General features: G+C 68.0%; 16 protein-coding genes and 1 tRNA gene. 13 read left to right on the top strand and 4 right to left on the bottom strand.

Going from position 1 to position 17,349, the window contains the following annotated elements; all coding sequences use genetic code 11:
* The 7 genes from IPF36_RS03055 (at nucleotide 1) to IPF36_RS03025 (ending at nucleotide 6,165) form a co-directional block, all read left to right on the top strand.
* Nucleotides 1-537, top strand: a complete 537-nt coding sequence (locus IPF36_RS03055) for a GspH/FimT family pseudopilin (protein ID WP_135705702.1) — start codon at nucleotides 1-3, stop codon at nucleotides 535-537.
* 63 nt (nucleotides 538-600) lie between these two features.
* Nucleotides 601-1,716 (top strand): bifunctional diaminohydroxyphosphoribosylaminopyrimidine deaminase/5-amino-6-(5-phosphoribosylamino)uracil reductase RibD, encoded by a 1,116-nt coding sequence (ribD, locus tag IPF36_RS03050; RefSeq protein ID WP_133092430.1) that lies wholly within the window; start codon nucleotides 601-603, stop codon nucleotides 1,714-1,716.
* 71 nt (nucleotides 1,717-1,787) lie between these two features.
* Entirely contained in the window at nucleotides 1,788-2,408 is a 621-nt protein-coding gene (locus tag IPF36_RS03045; protein WP_135705704.1) for a riboflavin synthase, read from the top strand.
* Nucleotides 2,409-2,630: 222 nt separating this feature from the next.
* Entirely contained in the window at nucleotides 2,631-3,740 is a 1,110-nt protein-coding gene (gene ribBA / locus IPF36_RS03040; protein ID WP_133092432.1) for a bifunctional 3,4-dihydroxy-2-butanone-4-phosphate synthase/GTP cyclohydrolase II, read from the top strand.
* A 98-nt stretch (nucleotides 3,741-3,838) separates the two neighbouring features.
* Nucleotides 3,839-4,336: a 6,7-dimethyl-8-ribityllumazine synthase gene (gene ribH / locus IPF36_RS03035; RefSeq protein ID WP_029045447.1), complete on the top strand. Its 498-nt coding sequence runs from the start codon at nucleotides 3,839-3,841 to the stop codon at nucleotides 4,334-4,336.
* Nucleotides 4,329-4,856 (top strand): transcription antitermination factor NusB, encoded by a 528-nt coding sequence (nusB, locus tag IPF36_RS03030; RefSeq protein ID WP_133092509.1) that lies wholly within the window; start codon nucleotides 4,329-4,331, stop codon nucleotides 4,854-4,856. The genes ribH and nusB overlap by 8 nt, the downstream gene beginning before the upstream one ends.
* A 124-nt stretch (nucleotides 4,857-4,980) precedes the next feature.
* Complete coding sequence (locus tag IPF36_RS03025; RefSeq protein WP_195427291.1) at nucleotides 4,981-6,165, top strand: pyridoxal phosphate-dependent aminotransferase; 1,185 nt, start codon at nucleotides 4,981-4,983, stop codon at nucleotides 6,163-6,165.
* Between the two features lie 85 nt (nucleotides 6,166-6,250).
* Here IPF36_RS03025 and IPF36_RS03020 read toward each other — a convergent pair whose 3' ends face one another.
* On the bottom strand, nucleotides 6,251-7,321 hold the full coding sequence (locus IPF36_RS03020; protein WP_195427290.1) for a lytic transglycosylase domain-containing protein: 1,071 nt from the start codon (nucleotides 7,319-7,321) through the stop codon (nucleotides 6,251-6,253).
* 671 nt (nucleotides 7,322-7,992) lie between these two features.
* Here IPF36_RS03020 and ubiD point away from each other — a divergent pair.
* Nucleotides 7,993-9,522: a 4-hydroxy-3-polyprenylbenzoate decarboxylase gene (gene ubiD, locus IPF36_RS03015; RefSeq protein WP_135705708.1), complete on the top strand. Its 1,530-nt coding sequence runs from the start codon at nucleotides 7,993-7,995 to the stop codon at nucleotides 9,520-9,522.
* Between the two features lie 121 nt (nucleotides 9,523-9,643).
* On the top strand, nucleotides 9,644-11,668 hold the full coding sequence (locus IPF36_RS03010) for an acetoacetate--CoA ligase (RefSeq protein ID WP_195427289.1): 2,025 nt from the start codon (nucleotides 9,644-9,646) through the stop codon (nucleotides 11,666-11,668).
* 13 nt (nucleotides 11,669-11,681) lie between these two features.
* On the opposite strand, the gene IPF36_RS03005 is transcribed toward IPF36_RS03010, so the two are convergent.
* Nucleotides 11,682-12,335 carry a glutathione S-transferase family protein gene (locus IPF36_RS03005; protein WP_133092437.1) on the bottom strand — a complete coding sequence of 218 codons (654 nt, stop codon included), beginning with the start codon at nucleotides 12,333-12,335 and terminating at the stop codon, nucleotides 11,682-11,684.
* Nucleotides 12,336-12,595: 260 nt separating this feature from the next.
* On the opposite strand from IPF36_RS03005, the gene IPF36_RS03000 reads away from it, so the two are divergent.
* Complete coding sequence (locus IPF36_RS03000) at nucleotides 12,596-13,810, top strand: polyhydroxyalkanoate depolymerase (RefSeq protein WP_135705711.1); 1,215 nt, start codon at nucleotides 12,596-12,598, stop codon at nucleotides 13,808-13,810.
* Nucleotides 13,811-13,890: 80 nt separating this feature from the next.
* Nucleotides 13,891-14,793, top strand: a complete 903-nt coding sequence (locus IPF36_RS02995) for an aldose epimerase (protein ID WP_195427288.1) — start codon at nucleotides 13,891-13,893, stop codon at nucleotides 14,791-14,793.
* A 30-nt stretch (nucleotides 14,794-14,823) separates the two neighbouring features.
* Here IPF36_RS02995 and IPF36_RS02990 read toward each other — a convergent pair whose 3' ends face one another.
* Nucleotides 14,824-15,201, bottom strand: a complete 378-nt coding sequence (locus IPF36_RS02990; protein ID WP_133092440.1) for a DUF5594 family protein — start codon at nucleotides 15,199-15,201, stop codon at nucleotides 14,824-14,826.
* A 195-nt stretch (nucleotides 15,202-15,396) separates the two neighbouring features.
* On the opposite strand from IPF36_RS02990, the gene IPF36_RS02985 reads away from it, so the two are divergent.
* Together IPF36_RS02985 and trmB are read left to right on the top strand one after the other, a co-directional pair.
* A tRNA-Gly gene (locus IPF36_RS02985) sits at nucleotides 15,397-15,471 on the top strand.
* 75 nt (nucleotides 15,472-15,546) lie between these two features.
* The gene (gene trmB / locus IPF36_RS02980) at nucleotides 15,547-16,335 is read left to right on the top strand and encodes a tRNA (guanosine(46)-N7)-methyltransferase TrmB (protein WP_135705715.1); all 789 of its coding nucleotides are present in this window, start codon (nucleotides 15,547-15,549) and stop codon (nucleotides 16,333-16,335) included.
* 102 nt (nucleotides 16,336-16,437) lie between these two features.
* On the opposite strand, the gene IPF36_RS02975 is transcribed toward trmB, so the two are convergent.
* Entirely contained in the window at nucleotides 16,438-17,319 is an 882-nt protein-coding gene (locus IPF36_RS02975; protein ID WP_135706301.1) for an undecaprenyl-diphosphate phosphatase, read from the bottom strand.
* Nucleotides 17,320-17,349 lie beyond the last annotated feature (30 nt).

Genomic DNA, 17,349 nt, shown 5'->3' with positions numbered 1-17,349 from the left:
ATGCCACGCGTTCCTCGCTGCGCCGGCGTGAGCCTGGCCGAGCTGCTGGCCTGCCTCGCCATCCTGGCGGTGCTGGCCGCCACGGCCTGGCCATCCTTCAGCGCACTGCTGGCGCGCCAGGCGGTGGACCAGGCCGCCGACCGGCTTGCCGCGTCGCTGGCGCTGGCGCGCTCCACTGCGATGGCGCGCCGCATCGAAGTGACGCTACAGCCTCTGGACGGACAGCCCGGCCTCGACCGCGGCTGGCAACTGCTGGCCGGACCCGGCCCGGCTACGACGCCGCTGGCGGTGGTCGAGCCCGCCGCGTCCTGCCTGCGCGTGGCGCTGCGGCAGACCGGCCGCGACAGCCATACGGTGCGATTCACAGCTGTGGGATACTCTCGGTCTGAACAAGGCGGCTTCCAGGCCGCCACCTTCGCGCTCAGCTGCCGCGGCGCGCAGCGCCAGGTGCGCCTTGGCGCCCAGGGCCGCATCCGGCTCTGCACGCCGGGCCGCGACAGCGATTGCGATGCAGCGGACGGGCCCGAGCCGCTGTAACCCTGGAACCCCGGACAGACTCTCCTCCCATCCACAGCAAACCGGCCACGAGCTACAGGCGCCATGTTTTCCGATACCGACCACGCCGCCATGCAACAGGCCCTCGCGCTCGCCGCGCGGGGCATGTTCACCACCACGCCCAATCCGCGCGTCGGCTGCGTGCTGGTCAAGGACGGCCAGGTCATCGGCCAGGGTTACACCCAGCCGGCCGGACAGGACCATGCCGAAATCCAGGCGATAAAAGACGCGCTGTCGCGCGGGCTGGATCCGGACGGCGCCACCGCCTACGTCACGCTCGAGCCGTGCAGCCACTTCGGCCGCACGCCGCCATGCGCCGATGCGCTGGTGCGCGCCGGCGTGGCGCGGGTGGTAGCGGCAATGGAAGACCCCAACCCCTCGGTCTCCGGACGCGGCCTGCAGCGCCTGCGCGATGCCGGCATCGACGTCCGCTGCGGCCTGCTGGAAAAGGAAGCGCGCGATCTCAACATCGGTTTCGTGTCGCGCATGACGCGCGGGCTGCCGTGGGTGCGGGTCAAGGTGGCGGCGTCGATGGACGGCGGCACCGCGCTGCATGACGGCACCAGCCAGTGGATCACCGGCCAGGCGGCGCGCGACGACGGCCATGCCTGGCGCGCGCGCGCCTGCGCGATCCTGACCGGCATCGGCACGGTCCGCGACGACGACCCGGCGCTGACCGTGCGCGCGCTCGCCACCCCACGCCAGCCGCAGCGGGTTTTGGTCGACTCGCGGCTGGAAGTGCCGCTCGACGCAAAGATCCTGGCGCCGGACGCCGGCGAGTTCGCCAAGCCGGTGCTGGTGTTCTGCGCGGTGGAAGACCGCGAACGCCAGCGGGCGCTGGAAGCGCGCGGCGCCGAAGTGGTGGTCCTGCCCAACCCGCACGGAAAGGTCGAGCTGCCCCGGATGCTGCAGGAGCTGGGCCGGCGCGGCATCAACGAATTGCACGTCGAAGCGGGCTTCAAGCTCAATGGCTCGCTGGTGCGCGAACACTGCGCCGACGAGCTGCTGATCTACCTGGCGCCCAAGCTGCTTGGCGACGCGCAGGGCATGTTCAACCTGCCGCCGCTGGCGCGGCTGCAGGATGCCGCGCAGTTCCGCTGGCATGAAATCCGGCAGATCGGCGACGACCTGCGGCTGATCGCGCGCCGCAACGACGCCTGATCGCATGATCGCCTAATCGCCTAATCGCCTAATCGCCCAATCCCAGATTGACCAAGACAGAAGACACCACCATGTTCACAGGCATTGTCGCGGCCGTCGGCCGCATCGAAACCGTAACCCCGCTGGGTGCCGCCGATGCCGGCGTGCGCCTGCATGTCGCCGCCGGCGGCCTGGACCTGTCCGATGTGATCGTCGGCGACAGCATCGCGATCCAGGGCGCCTGCATGACGGTGATCGCCATGGGCGAGGACAGCTTCGACGTCGAGGTCTCGCGCGAGTCGCTCGACAAGACCGTCGGCCTGGAGAGCGCCGGCCGCGTCAACCTGGAGAAGGCGCTGCGGCTGGCCGATCGCCTCGGCGGCCACCTGGTCTCCGGGCACGTCGACGGACTGGGCGAAGTGGTGCATTTCGCGCCCGTCGGCGAATCGCATGAACTGCGCATCCGCGCGCCGCGCGAGCTGGCCCGCTACCTGGCCTACAAGGGCTCGGTGGTGGTCAATGGCGTCTCGCTGACGGTCAACCGCGTCAGCGACGAAGCCGACGGCTGCGTGTTCTCGATCAACCTGATCCCGCACACGGTCGAGGTGACCACGCTGCAGGAGCTCAAGCCCGGCGCCCGCGTGAACCTGGAAATCGACCTGATCGCGCGCTACGTGGAGCGGATGCTGTCGGCCACTGACACCGGCAAGTAGGCCCGTGCCGCCGCCGCACTTTCCCGCGGCGCGGCCGCCCGCGCCGCCTGCCTTGGCGTACAATACCCGGCTTGACTGGGCATCCTGCCGGGCGTATATGCCCTGGCGGGCCAGGCCCGACGCCCCGCCTCAGTCCGGCCGCCTCCCGACGCGGCCACCGTTCCCGTCCGCCTTATTCGCGGCATTTCGCTCGTTTCGCCTCAATTTGCCGTCCTGCACGCCATGACAATCGCCCGTACCGAAGACATCATTGCCGACATCCGTGCCGGCCGCATGGTCATCCTTGTTGACGAGGAAGACCGCGAGAATGAAGGCGACCTGGTGCTGGCTGCCGACTTCGTCACTCCCGAGGCGATCAACTTCATGGCCAAGCACGGCCGCGGCCTGATCTGCCTGACGCTGACCGCCGAGCGCTGCCGCCAGCTGGACCTGCACCCGATGGTCACCCGCAACGGCACCCAGCACGGCACCAACTTCACGGTGTCGATCGAGGCCGCCGAAGGCGTGACCACCGGCATCTCGGCCGCCGACCGTGCCCGCACCGTGCAGGCCGCGGTGGCCCGCGACGCCAGGCCGGCCGACCTGGTCCAGCCCGGCCATATCTTCCCGCTGACGGCCCAGCCCGGCGGCGTGCTGATCCGCGCCGGCCATACCGAGGCCGGTTGCGACCTGGGCGCCCTGGCCGGCCTGACGCCCGCCGCCGTGATCTGCGAGATCATGAAGGACGACGGCACCATGGCGCGCCTGCCCGACCTGATCGAATTCGCCCGGGAACACGACCTGAAGATCGGCACCATTGCCGACCTGATCCACTACCGCAGCCGCACCGAGAGCATCATCGAGCGCGTCGGCGAACGCGACATGCAGACGCCGTACGGCACCTTCCGCAGCATCGCCTACCGCGACAAGCCGACCGGCCAGGCACACCTGGCACTGGTGCGCGGCGCGCCGACGCCGGACAAGGAAACGCTGGTGCGCGTGCACGAGCCCTTCTCCGTGCTGGACTTGCTGGAAGTGAAGTCGACCACGCATTCGTGGAGCATCCCGGCGGCGATGCAGGCCATCGACCAGGCCGACAGCGGCGTGATCGTGCTGCTGAACTGCGGCGACACCGTCGAGCAGCTGTTCACGCAGTTCACCGCACTCGACGCACCGCAGACCCGCCCCCGCCGCAAGCCGGACCTGCGCACCTACGGCATGGGCGCGCAGATCCTGAAGGATGTCGGCGTCGGCAAGATGCGCGTGCTGGCTGCCCGGCAGCGCATGCCCAGCATGACCGGCTTCGACCTGGAAGTGACCGGCTACCAGCCCATGAACGGCCAGGCCGACTGAGCCTTCCCGGACTAAGCTTCCCCTGAGCCTCCCCCAATACACCCCGGCCGCGGCGCCAAGCCGCCGCGGCCGCCCCGAAAAACTGGAGAACTTGAACAATGGATCACGGCTTCTACCCCAGCAACCTCGACGGTGAAGGCCTGCGTATCGGCATCGTGCAGGCGCGCTTCAACGAGCCGGTCTGCGCCGAGCTGCTCGAAGCCTGCGTGGCCGAGCTGGAAAAGCTCGGCGTCGAAGGCGAGGACACCCTGGTGGTGACCGTCCCCGGCGCGCTGGAAGTGCCGCTGGCACTGCAGAAGATGGCCGAGAGCGGCCAGTTCGACGCGCTGGTCGCGCTCGGCGCCGTGGTGCGCGGCGAGACCTACCACTTCGAGCTGGTCTCGAACGAATCCGGCGCCGGCATCACCCGCGTCGGCCTGGATTTCAACGTGCCGGTCGCCAACGGCATCCTGACCGTCGACACTGACGAGCAGGCCCATGCCCGCACCCGCGAAAAGGGCCGCGACTGCGCCCGCGCCGCGGTGGAGATGGCCAACCTGGTCGATGCGCTGGACTCGCTGCGCGGCCAGGAAGACGATGAGGACGATGATGAGTAATACGTCCAACGCCCCCGAGAACGCGGGCGGCAATGACGCCGGCAAGCCCGCCGGCAACAAGCCCGCGGCCCGCACCGAAGCCAAGGCACCGCCCAAGAGCGCGCGCCGCCGCTCGCGCGAGCTGGCGCTGCAGGGCCTGTACCAATGGCTGCTGAACCGCAACGACATCGGCGCGATCCAGGCCCACCTGCATGACGCCCAGGGCTTCAACAAGGCCGACCGCGAGCACTTCGACGCGCTGCTCAACGGCACCGTGCGTGAAGAGGCCCGCCTGACCGCCGCGTTCGAGCCGTTCCTGGACCGCACCGTGGACGAGCTGTCGCCGGTGGAGCGCGCCGCGCTGCTGGTCGGCAGCTACGAGCTGGTGCACTGCCTCGACATCCCATACAAGGTCGTGATCAACGAAGCGGTTGAGCTGACCAAGACCTTTGGCGGCGTCGAAGGCTACAAGTACGTCAACGGCGTGCTGGACAAGCTCGCCGCCCAGGTGCGCGCGGCCGAGGTCGCGGCGCGCCGTTGAGCGGTCATCCGGCTGGCGCTTGCGCCGGCACCAGGACCTGACGAAACACCCGCCGCGGCGGGTGTTTTCGTTTATACGTATTCTTTTTGCTGAACGGGCTCCGCCCGCCTCTCTCCCCATCGCCATGGACATGCAACGTCTTGCCACCGCCGCCCGCGTCGCCAACATCAATGCCTTCCACGTCATGGAACTGGCCAAGCAGGCCGCCGAACTCGAGCGCGCCGGCCGCCATATCGTGCACATGGGCATCGGCGAGCCGGACTTCACCGCCGCCGAGCCGGTGGTGCGCGCGGCCGAGGCGGCGATGCGCCGCGGCGTCACGCAATACACCGGTGCGCTTGGCATCCATCCGCTGCGCGAGGCCATCGCCGGCTACTACAAGACGGCCTACGGCCTGGACATCCCGGCACGCCGCGTGATCGTCACGGCGGGCGCTTCCGGCGCGCTGCTGCTGGCGTGCGCGGTGCTGGTCGAGATTGGCGCCGAAGTGCTGATGCCCGATCCCAGCTACCCGTGCAACCGCCACTTCGTCGCCGCCTTCGACGGCGCGGCGCGCATGATCCCGAGCGGCCCGGCGGAGCGCTTCCAGCTCACCGCAGCACAGGTCGAGGCCAACTGGCGCGAGCAGACCTGCGGCGTGCTGCTGGCCACGCCATCCAACCCGACCGGCACCTCGATCCTGCCCGACGAGCTCGGCCGCATCCTGCAGGCGGTGCGTGCCCGCAACGGCTTCGCCATCGTCGACGAGATCTACCAGGGCCTGTCGTACGACGCCGCGCCGGTCTCGGCGCTGAGCCTGGACGACAACGTGGTCACTGTGAACAGCTTCTCCAAGTACTTCAACATGACCGGCTGGCGGCTGGGCTGGCTGGTGGTGCCGGATGCGCTGGTCGAGGCCTTCGAAAAGGTCGCCCAGAACCTCTTTATCTGCGCCTCCGCAGTGGCGCAATATGCGGCGCTCGCCTGCTTCACCCCCGAGGCGCTGGCAATCTACGACGAACGCAAGGCCGAGTTCCGCCGCCGCCGCGACCTGGTCGTGCCGGCGCTGGAGGCGCTGGGCCTGCGCGTGCCGGTGCGCCCGGACGGCGCCTTCTACGTCTATGCCGACTGCCGCGGCGTCAACCACCCGGCGGCCGGCGATGCCGACCGGCTGACGCAGGCGATGCTGCACGATGCGGGCGTGGTGATGGTGCCGGGGCAGGATTTCGGGCCGCATACCGCAAGCGACTACATCCGCATCTCGTATGCGACCTCGCGCGAGAACATCGAAGAGGCAATGGCACGGCTGGCGAAGCTGTTCCGCGGCTGAGCCGACAGCACAGCGCAGCGGCCCCGGAAACAGAAAAAGCACCCCGCGGGGTGCTTTTTCTGTTAGGAGAGCCGGCGCAAAAGCCTCAGGCGTTGTTCGAGCCGTTGCTGGCTTCCAGCTTCTCGGTCGGCGCGGCATGCTCGGCTGGTGCCTTGCCGCTTCCACCCGCCTTGCCGTTGTCAGCCGGCGCCGCGCGCACGCCAATCAGCTGGCGCAGGCGGGCACGCTCGGCCAGCACCTTGGCGCCGTAGCCGCCATCGGTCGCCGTGGTGGCGCCGACGTAGTACTTCAGGCCGCCTTCGATCGAGCCGGCGCGGGCGATGCAGTCCTTCAGCACCAGCGCACCGATCTTGATATTGGCGTACGGGTTCAGCGCCGCGGCGACGCCGCCCACGGCCTCGTACTTGTCCTGGTGGACCTTGGTCATGACCTGCATCAGGCCCTGCGCGCCCACGCCGCTCTCGGCGTACGGGTTGAAGCTGGACTCGATCGCGATCACGCCCAGGATCAGCAGCGGGTCGATGCCGACCTCGCGGCCGGTCAGGTAGGCTGCCTTGACCAGTTGCGCGGTGGCCTGCGCCGCCACGCGGTACTTGCGGGCGATGTAGTCGGCCACGGCCGCCTGCTCGCGCGCGGTGCCGAGCGTGGCGGTATTGCGGGCGTCCGCCGCCACGCGCGTGACCGGGATCCGCTCGGCCAGGTGCGCGACCGACGGCACCTTGGCGTTCGCCGCCAGGCCCCATTCGTCCACGCCCGAAACCGTCGGCAGGCCGCCCTTGCCGCGTGCCAGACGGGCGGCAGCGGCGTCGGCCGACAGGGCCGGCACGGCTGCGCTGGCCACGGCCGGCGCCACTTCCGCCGTCGGCATGGCGGCGGCGACCAGCACCGCCGGTGCCTCATCGCCAGCCAGCAGCGCCGCCAGCGTGGTGCGCCATTCCTGGCTCAGCCACAGCGACACGGCCGAGACGACCGCAACCACGCCAAGGCTGTTCAGCGCGTACTTCAGCGTTGTGCGGCCACCGCGCAAGGCGCGGCCCGCGACCGGATGCGCGAGACGGACCTGCAATGCCCGACTCACTCCGGGTACCGGCTGTCGGAGGCGAACCTGCAAGGCGCGTCCGATGCCGGGAAGATGAAGGGTTTTCCAACCGCTCATGCTTACCTCCATCCGTTGCCCGCTTCGCATGCCAGACTGCGGCATACGCCCGATCTCAACGTACTCAAGTAAGGATGCCGCGCCGTCTAGCAGTGACAGCCAAGCATCTGTTGGCAGGCGCTCCCCATGCGCCCAACTGGAAACAGGGTCGACTCTGGGGGAGCCCACCCTGCCACGACTTATCTCGACAACCGTAAAACGCTCCGGCTCCCTGCCGGAGGCAACCGCCTCGGCCCGCTATTGCATCGGGCCGGTAACCTCGGTCTGTTCGATCTGACTGGAGCGAATCGTGCGATCCCCCCGCACTTTTTCTATGTGCACCCCTTGACACAAGGGTGAAATTTATGTTGCAACGCAACACTCCATCAGCAAGACCGGATTGTAGGAACGGTGTTATACCTCGTCAAGCATAAGAATAACGATTCACACTACTTTTGGTTATTTGTAACAAGCCTTATCTTGTCGCGCCCGCATCACTCTTGGACCCGCAAACATAGTCCTGGCCTAGCCTCGCAGACCTTGACGCCACGGCTGCGACGACAAAAAACTTACAATTTCCCCCACCCCGATTTGCTGATTTTTTTGCCGGGGCGCCGGTGTATGTGTATCGTCACCGACTTGGATGCCGCCTTGCGCCGGCCGCACACGGCCCGCGCCAAACCGAATTCACTATGCAATACAAAGACTTGCGCGACTTTATCGGCCAACTCGAGCAGATGGGCGAACTTCGCCGCATCTCCCGCCCGGTCTCGCCCAACCTGGAAATGACCGAGGTCTGCGACCGGCTGCTGCGTGCCGGCGGCCCCGCCGTGCTGTTCGAACGGCCCGCCGGCGCGGCGGCCGGTGACGGTATCTATAGCGTCCCGGTACTGGCCAATCTGTTCGGTACGACACACAGGGTCGCACTCGGCATGGGTGCCGAATCGATGGAAGACCTGCGCGACATCGGCCGCGTGCTGTCAGCCCTGAAGGAACCCGAGCCGCCGCGCGGACTGCGCGAAGCGGGCAAGCTGTTTACACTCGCCAAATCTGTGTGGGATATGGCACCAAAGCGCGTCAGCAGCCCGGCCTGCCAGGAGGTGGTCTGGGAAGGCAATGACGTCGACCTGGCGCGCCTGCCGATCCAGACCTGCTGGCCCGGCGACGCCGCGCCGCTGATCACCTGGGGCCTGGTCGTCACCAAGGGACCGCACAAGAAGCGCCAGAACCTGGGCATCTACCGCCAGCAGGTGATCGGCCGCAACCAGGTCATCATGCGCTGGCTGGCACACCGCGGCGGCGCGCTCGACTTCCGCGAGCATGCGTTGGCCAACCCCGGCAAGCCGTTCCCGATCGCGGTGGCGCTGGGCGCCGACCCCGCCACCATCCTGGGCGCGGTGACGCCGGTGCCCGATACGCTGTCCGAGTACCAGTTCGCCGGCCTGCTGCGCGGCAGCCGCACCGCGCTGGCCGGCTGCGTGACGCCGACCCTGTCCGAACTAAGCGTGCCGGCGTCGGCCGAGATCGTGCTGGAAGGCCATATCCAGCCGGACCCGAACCACCCGTCCGGCTACCAGCATGCGCTGGAAGGCCCGTTCGGCGACCACACCGGCTACTACAACGAGCAGGACTGGTTCCCGGTGTTCACCATCGACCGCATCACCATGCGGCGCGACCCGATCTACCACTCCACCTACACCGGCAAGCCGCCCGACGAGCCCGCCGTGCTGGGCGTGGCGCTGAACGAGGTGTTCGTGCCGCTGCTGCAAAAGCAGTTCCCGGAAATCACCGACTTCTACCTGCCGCCGGAAGGCTGCAGCTACCGCATGGCGCTGGTGCGCATGAAGAAGCAGTACGCCGGCCATGCCAAGCGCGTGATGTTCGGGGTATGGAGCTTCCTGCGCCAGTTCATGTATACGAAATTCATCGTCGTGGTCGACGACGATGTCGACGTGCGCGACTGGAAGGAAGTGATCTGGGCCATCACCACGCGCGTCGACCCCAGCCGCGACACGGTGCTGGTCGACAACACGCCGATCGACTACCTGGACTTCGCCTCCCCGGTGTCGGGCCTGGGTTCCAAGATGGGCATCGACGCCACCGACAAGTGGCCCGGCGAGACCACGCGCGAATGGGGTACGCCGATCTCCATGGAGGCGGCGGTCAAGGCCAGGGTCGACACCATGTGGGAAAGCCTGTTCGACCGGCCGGCGGGCACCTGACCGGCAACCGTCTCCATCCCCGGCTATCATGTCACGCTGATGCCCGGGTGCCGCCACAGGCGCCCGGGATCCCCATCACCCACCATCCGATACCCGCGACAGACGGGCCCAAGGAGGAGACATGAGCAGCACTGCCCCTTTGACCGAAGGGAACCTGATGTGGACGCCGTCCGGGGCGTTCCGCGACAGCAGCCAGATCGCCGCCTTCATGCGCTGGCTGCGCGCCGAGCGCGGTCTCGCCTTTGACGACTACGACAGCCTGTGGCAGTGGTCCGTCACCGAGCTGGAAGCCTTCTGGGACGCGGTGCGCGCCTACTTCGACGTCCATTTCGACACGCCCGCGGCGCAGGTGCTGGACCGGCGCACCATGCCGGGCGCGCGCTGGTTCGAGGGCGCCACGCTGAACTATGTGCAGCAGGTGTTCCGCCACGCAGGCACAGGCGCTGCCCGCGAGCGCACCGCCATCCGCTATGCCGGCGAAGCGCAGCCACTGACGGATATCAGCTGGGCTACCCTCGAAGCCCAGGTCGCCTCGCTGGCGCATTCGCTGCGCCAGATGGGCGTGCAGCGCGGCGACCGCATTGCCGGCTACCTGCCCAATATCCCCGCCACCATCGTCGCCTTCCTGGCCACCGCCAGCCTGGGCGCGGTCTGGTCCGGCTGCGCGCCCGACATGGGCCAGGTGGCGGTGATCGACCGCTTCCGCCAGATAGGGCCGAAGGTGCTGATCGCCGTCGACGGCTACCGCTATGGCGGCAAGCTCTACGAGCGCGGGCCGGTGCTGGCGGAACTGGTAGCCGCCCTGCCCTCGCTGACCGACCTGGTGCTGGTGCCGCAAGTCGGCGCGAGCGTACCCGCGCCGTCCGGCATACGCACCCATGCGTGGCCGGACGTGCTCGCGCACGACGTGCCGCTGACTATCGAGCCGGTGCCCTTCGACCATCCGCTGTGGATCGTCTACTCCTCCGGCACCACCGGCATGCCCAAGCCGATCGTGCATGGCCACGGCGGCATCGTCATCGAGCAGCTCAAGCTGATGGCGTTCCACAACAACCTCGGCCCGGACGACGTCTTTCACTGGTACAGCAGCAGCGGCTGGATCATGTGGAACGCGCAGGTCGCCGGCCTGCTGCTCGGCACCACCATCGCACTCTATGACGGCAACCCGGCCTGGCCCGACGCCGGCGTGCTGTGGCGCTTTGTCGACGATGCCGGCGTGACCATGTTCGGGGCCGGCGCGGCGTTCTTCACCAGCTGCATGAAGGCGGGCATCGAGCCGGCGCGCATCGCCGACCTGTCGCGGCTGCACGGCCTGGGCTCGACCGGCTCGCCGCTGCCGGTCGAGGCCTACGACTGGATCTACCGCCACGTGCGCGAAGACATCTGGCTGGTGCCGATGTCGGGCGGCACCGACTTTGCCGGCTCGTTCGTGGCGGGCTGCCCGCTGCTGCCGGTCTATTCGGGCGAGATGCAGTGCCGCTGCCTGGGCGCCAAGGTGCAGGCGTTCGACGACAACGGGCAGGCGCTGACTGACCAGGTCGGCGAGCTGGTCTGCACCGAGCCGATGCCGTCGATGCCGCTGTTCCTGTGGGGCGATGCCGACGGCAAGCGCTACCGCGACAGCTATTTCGACACCTATCCCGGCGCCTGGCGGCATGGCGACTGGATCAGGATCACGCCGCGCGGCGGCGCGGTGATCTACGGGCGTTCGGACGCCACCATCAACCGCCACGGCATCCGCATGGGCACCAGCGAGCTGTACCGCGTGGTGGAAGACCTGCCGGAAGTGCTCGACAGCATGGTGGTCGACCTGGAATACCTGGGCCGCGAGTCCTACATGCCGCTGTTCGTGGTACTGCGCGAAGGGCTGATGCTCGACGACGCACTGCGCGACACCCTGCGCGCGCGCATCCGCGAGGCACTTTCGTCGCGCCACGTGCCCAACGAGATCGTGCAGGTGCCGGGCGTGCCGCGCACGCTGTCGGGCAAGAAGATGGAAGTGCCGATCAAGAAGCTGCTGCTCGGCCACGCGCCGGCCAGCATCGCCAACCGCGATGCCATGGCCAACCCGGATACGCTCGACTGGTACTTCGACTACGCCGCGCGTTTCCTGCAGGCGCGGCAAGCCGAGTCCGCCACGGCGTAGGCAGCGGCGGCGGCTAGAACTCGACGTCCAGCTCGCTGATCTCGTCGGGTTCCGCGCGCGCCGCCGCAATCCACTCCTGCAGCTCCGGCATCGCCAGGATCTGCTTGCAGTAGGAAACCGGCTCCGGGTCGAGCATCACGCCGTAGGTCACAAAGCGCGTCACCACCGGCGCGTACATGGCATCGGCCATGGTGCGCGAGCCAAACAGGTAAGGCCCGCCATAGCGCGTCAGGCACTCGGTCCAGATGGCCGTGATGCGGTCGATGTCCGCCTGCGCGCGCGACCACACCTTCATCCCCGGGAAATTCCCCTTCAGGTTCATCGGCAGCGCCGAGCGCATCGCCGCAAACCCGGAGTGCATCTCGCCGCAGATGGCGCGGCAGTGCGCGCGCGCGGCGCGGTCCTCGGGCAGCAGGCCGGCCTTGGGACGGATCTCGTTCAGGTATTCGGCGATGGCGAGCGTGTCCCAGACCGTCACACCCTGGTGGCGCAGGCAGGGCACCAGGATCGACGGCGACAGCAGCAGGATTTCGGCGCGGGCGGCGGCATCGTCCGGCGGGACCAGCACTTCCTCGAACTCCAGGCCGGCAAAGCGGGCCAGCAGCCAGCCGCGCAGCGACCACGACGAATAGGTCTTGCTGCTGATAGTGAGTGTGGTCTTGCTCATCACGCCTCCTTAGCGGCGCACTTGGACGGTGCACTGGTGCGGCACCGTTCGTACCGTTCGTACCATTGGGCACCAGTCTGATGCCTGCGCCCCCGGCAACCATCATGAAACGATGCTTGGCCGCTGCGGCGGGCGCAGCTTGCACAACTTTGCGCAGGCATCGCTGCCTTGCGCGTGGCACCGCGCAAAGCGCATGCCAAGCGCGCGCAAATGGCATATATATTGCGGGTTGGGGACACCAGAACCACGGGGGCCCAGTCATGCTGTATTACGCGTACCAGACCTACGCGGACATCATACTGCCGGCATGCACGCTGGCGGAACTGGCCGCGGCAACGCTGGCCGCCCAACCCAGGACGAGCGGCTTCGATACCGTACGCACGCTGCGCGCCGCCTGCGAGATCATCGCGCTCGGGCGCCTGACCCACCATCGCCCGGCCTTCGGCATCGACAGCGCGATGGTCGCCGGCCGGCCGGTGCCGGTCACCGAGGAAGTGGTGCTGCGCACGCCGTTCTGCTCCCTGCTGCACTTCCGCCGCCAGGGCATCGGCGGCCAGCCGCGCGTGCTGCTGGTGGCGCCGATGTCCGGCCACTTTGCCACCTTGTTGCGCGGCACCGCGCAGACCATGCTGGCCGACCACGACGTCTATATCACCGACTGGCACAATCCGCGCGATATCCCGCTGGTGGCCGGGCGCTTCGGCTTCGATGAATTCGTGCAGCACCTGATCCACTTCCTGCAGGCGCTCGGCGGCGGCACGCACGTCGTGGCGGTGTGCCAGCCTACCGTGGCCGCACTGGCGGCGGCGGCCATCATGGCCGAGGACGGCGATCCCGCCCAGCCGCCCAGCCTGACGCTGATGGCCGGCCCGATCGACGCGCGCGTCAACCCGACCAAGGTCAACGAACTGGCCATCAGCCAGCCGCTCGACTGGTTCGAGCGCACGCTGATCGGCATGGTGCCGCTACGCTTCGCCGGCGGCATGCGGCGCGTCTACCCTGGCCATGTGCAGCTGCTGGCGTTCATGAGCATGAACCTGGAGCGTCATGAGCAGGCGTTGCGCGACCTCTACGCCTATCGCGAGCGCGGCGAGCACGACAAGGCCGACGCCATCCGCGACTTCTATGTCGAATACTTCGCCACCATGGACCTGACGGCGGAGTTCTACCTGGAGACCGTCAGCCTGGTATTCCAGCGCTTCCTGCTGGCGCAGGGGCTGCTCGACGTCGCCGGACGCCGCGTGTGCACGCGCGCCATCCGCCGCACCGCGCTGCTCACGGTCGAGGGCGAGCGCGACGACATCTGCGCCATCGGCCAGACCATGGCGGCGCAGGACCTCTGCCCGAGCCTGCGGCCTTACATGCGGATGCATCACGTGCAAACCGGGGTCGGCCACTATGGCGTGTTCAACGGCAAGCGCTGGGAAACGCAGGTGTACCCGCTGGTGCGCAATACCATCTACACGAGTGGCTGAGCCTTGCCCCTGCTCACGGCCTGGCATCGCGCTGGCTTATCATGGCGGCTGCTCGCGCCGCCACGGCGCCCAGGAACACCATGCCATTGCTCCAGACACAAGACTTCCAGGGCCAGACGCTGGTCCGGGTCGGCGATGCCGACAACTTCCTGCTGCTCGCCCCGCAATACGGCGGGCGCCTGGTGCGCTGGGTGCACCGCGGCGAGGACATTCTCTACTGGCCCGACAACGCCGACTGGAGCCGCCCGGCCAAGGTGCGCGGGGGCAATCCGCTGCTGTTCCCGTTTATCGGCCGGCACTTCGTGGACGGCGTCGCCGGGCAGTGGCGCGACCGGCAAGGCACCGTGCACGCGCTGGCGCAGCATGGCTTTGCGCGCGACCTGCCATTCGAAGCCGGCGCCACCGATGCAGCCGGGTCGATCACCATGACGCTGCGCGACAGCGCGCAGACGCGGCAAGGCTACCCCTATGCCTTCGTGTTCGACGCGGTGTACGCGCTGCTGCCCGACGGGCTGGAGGTGACGCTGCGCACCACCAACACCGGGGACCAGCCGCTGCCCTGCTATCCCGGCCACCACTTCTACTTTGCGCTGCCGCATGCGCAGCGTGCCGCGTCGAAGCTGGCCTTGCCGCCCGCCGATCGCGTGCGCCAGTTGCCCGACGGCGCGCCGGGCCCGGCCGACGCGGGCGAGCCGGCCTACCGGCTCGACGACCCGCGCCTGCAGGACACCTACCACGTCTTCCGCGGCGCTGCCGGCGCCATGCTGTCGATGCCGGCGCGCACCATCGCCTTCGAACTCGAGGTTGCTGGCAGCGTGCGCTGGCACGCCGTTACGACGTGGTCCGAAAGCGAACAGTCTGACTTTTATTGCGTGGAACCGTGGGCGGGATTGCCCGATGCGATCCACCACGGCCAGGGGCTGCGCTGGCTGGCACCGGGCCAGTCTGAAAGCGCCGTGTGCCGCCTGCGCGTGACTGGCTGAGCCGTAACGCCGTAACGCCCGGGCGGCAGCTCAGCGCTCGAAATCCAGCCCGCCGATCAGGATGGCCGGATCCGTCTGCGACAGCGAGCCAAAATCGATGCCGCGCGGCTCCTGCCATGCGCGCAGCTTGCCCGGCAGCGCCGCCAGGTAGCCGGCAAAGCGCGCCTCGCCTCCGGCGCCAAACAGCCGCTGCACCTCCAGCCCATCCCACGCCAGCGTGACGTCGAGCGGATGCGCATGGCGCCGCAATTCAGCCGGCCCGTCGCCCGTCATGCGCAGACGCGGCGGGCGGTTCGGGGCCTCGGCGGGCAAGGCATGCAGCTGCACGCGCCGGTGCTGCTTGCCGATGGCATCGACGATGCGGGGCAGGCATTCCGCTTCAAAGCGGCCGTAAAAGTCCGTGGTCAAGGTGGGGGCGTCCTGACGTTGCGAGTGGTAGTCATCGAAGGCCGTATGGCGGCAGGCCAGCGTGCCAGCCACTATACGCCGCCGCGGGCGCCACGCACCGCCCAAAGCGGGAGTGGCACAAAAGACACCTTGATTCCAGCCCGGCATGCCGCCGACTTGCGCTCCCTTGCTGATCCCGCATAGAATCACGGCTCCGCGGGCGTCGTATAATGGCCATTACCTTAGCTTCCCAAGCTAAAGACGTGGGTTCGATTCCCATCGCCCGCTCCACCTCAAGTCGAGACAAGCCGCCATTGCCACCGTTAACACTGTTACGGTGATCTGCCCGGCGGCTTTTTTGTTGCCATGCTTCCCCAAGATCCCAGCACCGGACCGACGCCGGCCGATGACGCCACGCCGGTGGACAACGCCCAGCAGCCGTCCGCCCCTTCCCCTGCCGACCCCGAAGGCGTTGCGCATCCGCGCCGCATCCGCTCGTTCGTGCGCCGTGCCGGGCGGACGTCGACCGGTCAGCAGCGCGCCATCGACGAGGTCGGGCCGCGCATGCTGGTGCCGTACGCGCCGCAGCCGCTGGACTGGGAAGCCACGTTCGGCCGCAAGGCGCCGTCGATCCTGGAGATCGGCTTCGGCATGGGCGAGACCACCGCGCATATCGCCGGGTTGCGCCCGCAGGACAATTTCCTGGGCTGCGAGGTGCATGAGCCCGGCGTGGGCGCCCTGCTCAAGCTGATCGACGAGCGCGAGCTGGAGAACATCCGCATCCTGCAGCACGACGCGGTCGAGGTCATCGCCCATATGCTGACCGACGACAGCCTGGACGGCGTGCATATCTATTTCCCGGACCCGTGGCACAAGAAGCGCCACAACAAGCGCCGGCTGGTGCAGCCGCCGCTGGTGAAGCTGCTGGCGGCGCGGCTGAAGCCCGGTGGCTATATCCACTGCGCGACCGACTGGGAAGAGTACGCGCACCAGATGGTCGAGGTGCTGGCGGGTGAACCGCTGCTGGAGAACACCTCCAGCGCGGCGGATGGCTTTTCCGAGCGGCCGGACTACCGTCCGGTGACCAAGTTCGAGCGCCGCGGCGTGCGGCTCGGGCACGGGGTGTGGGACGTGGTGTTCCGCAAGCGGGCCTAAGCGGGCCTAAGCGGGCCTGAGCGGGCCTGAGCGCAGCCGCAAGGCACAAACAAAAAGCGTGGCAAGTGCCACGCTTTTTTGTTGTCCGGATGTTCGCCCCGCTTACGCGTGCCAGGACACCAGGCCGGAGTAGGCGGTGAACAGCACCACGATGCCGAACGCAATGCGATACCACGCAAACGGCTTGAAATCGTGCGTGGCGACAAAACGCAGCAGCCAGCGCACGCACAGGAACGCAGACAGGAAGGCGAAGACAAAGCCGACCGCGAAGACGCCGAGGTCGTCCGCGTCCAGCAGCGCACGCGCCTTGTACAGCTCATAGACCGTCGCGCCAAAGATCACCGGGATCGCGAGGAAGAACGAAAACTCCGTCGCCACCTGCCGCGACAGCCCGAACAGCATGCCACCGATGATGGTGGCACCCGAGCGCGAGGTGCCCGGCACCAGCGCGAAGCACTGCGCCAGGCCCACCTTGAGGGCATCGCCCCAGTTCAGGTCGTCGACCGATTCGATGCGCGGCGCGCCCGCCTTGGCCGCCTCCAGCAGCGCATTGCCCTGCGGATGCGAGACCGTGCCGCGGCGCGCGTCGCGCCATTCGGCCAGCAGGATCACCACGCCGCCGACGATAAAGGCCAGCGCCACCGAGATCGGGTTGAACAGGTGGGCCTTGATCCATTTGCCGAAGATAAAGGCCAGGATGATCGCCGGCGCGGTCGCGATCACCACGTTGATGGCAAAGCGCTGCGCCTTCGGCTCCGAGCCCAGCCCGCGCACCACGCTGCCGATGCGGGCACGGAATTCCCAGCAGACTGCCAGGATGGCGCCGAACTGGATCACGATCTCGAAGATCTTGCCCTTTTCGTCGTTGAAGTCGAGCAATTGGCCCGCCAGGATCAGGTGGCCGGTACTCGAGATGGGAAGGAACTCGGTCAGTCCTTCGACAATGCCGAGGATCACGGCTTTCAGGGCAAGTGCGATTTCCATGCGGAACGGAGAAACGTTGTCATCGGCGTT

Origin of the sequence: Cupriavidus sp. IK-TO18, from assembly GCF_015549295.1 — a bacterium.
GTDB classification, from domain to species: Bacteria; Pseudomonadota; Gammaproteobacteria; order Burkholderiales; family Burkholderiaceae; genus Cupriavidus; species Cupriavidus oxalaticus_A.
The sequence above is the reverse complement of the archived record's forward strand: the minus strand, read 5'-3'. Positions and strand labels throughout refer to the sequence as shown.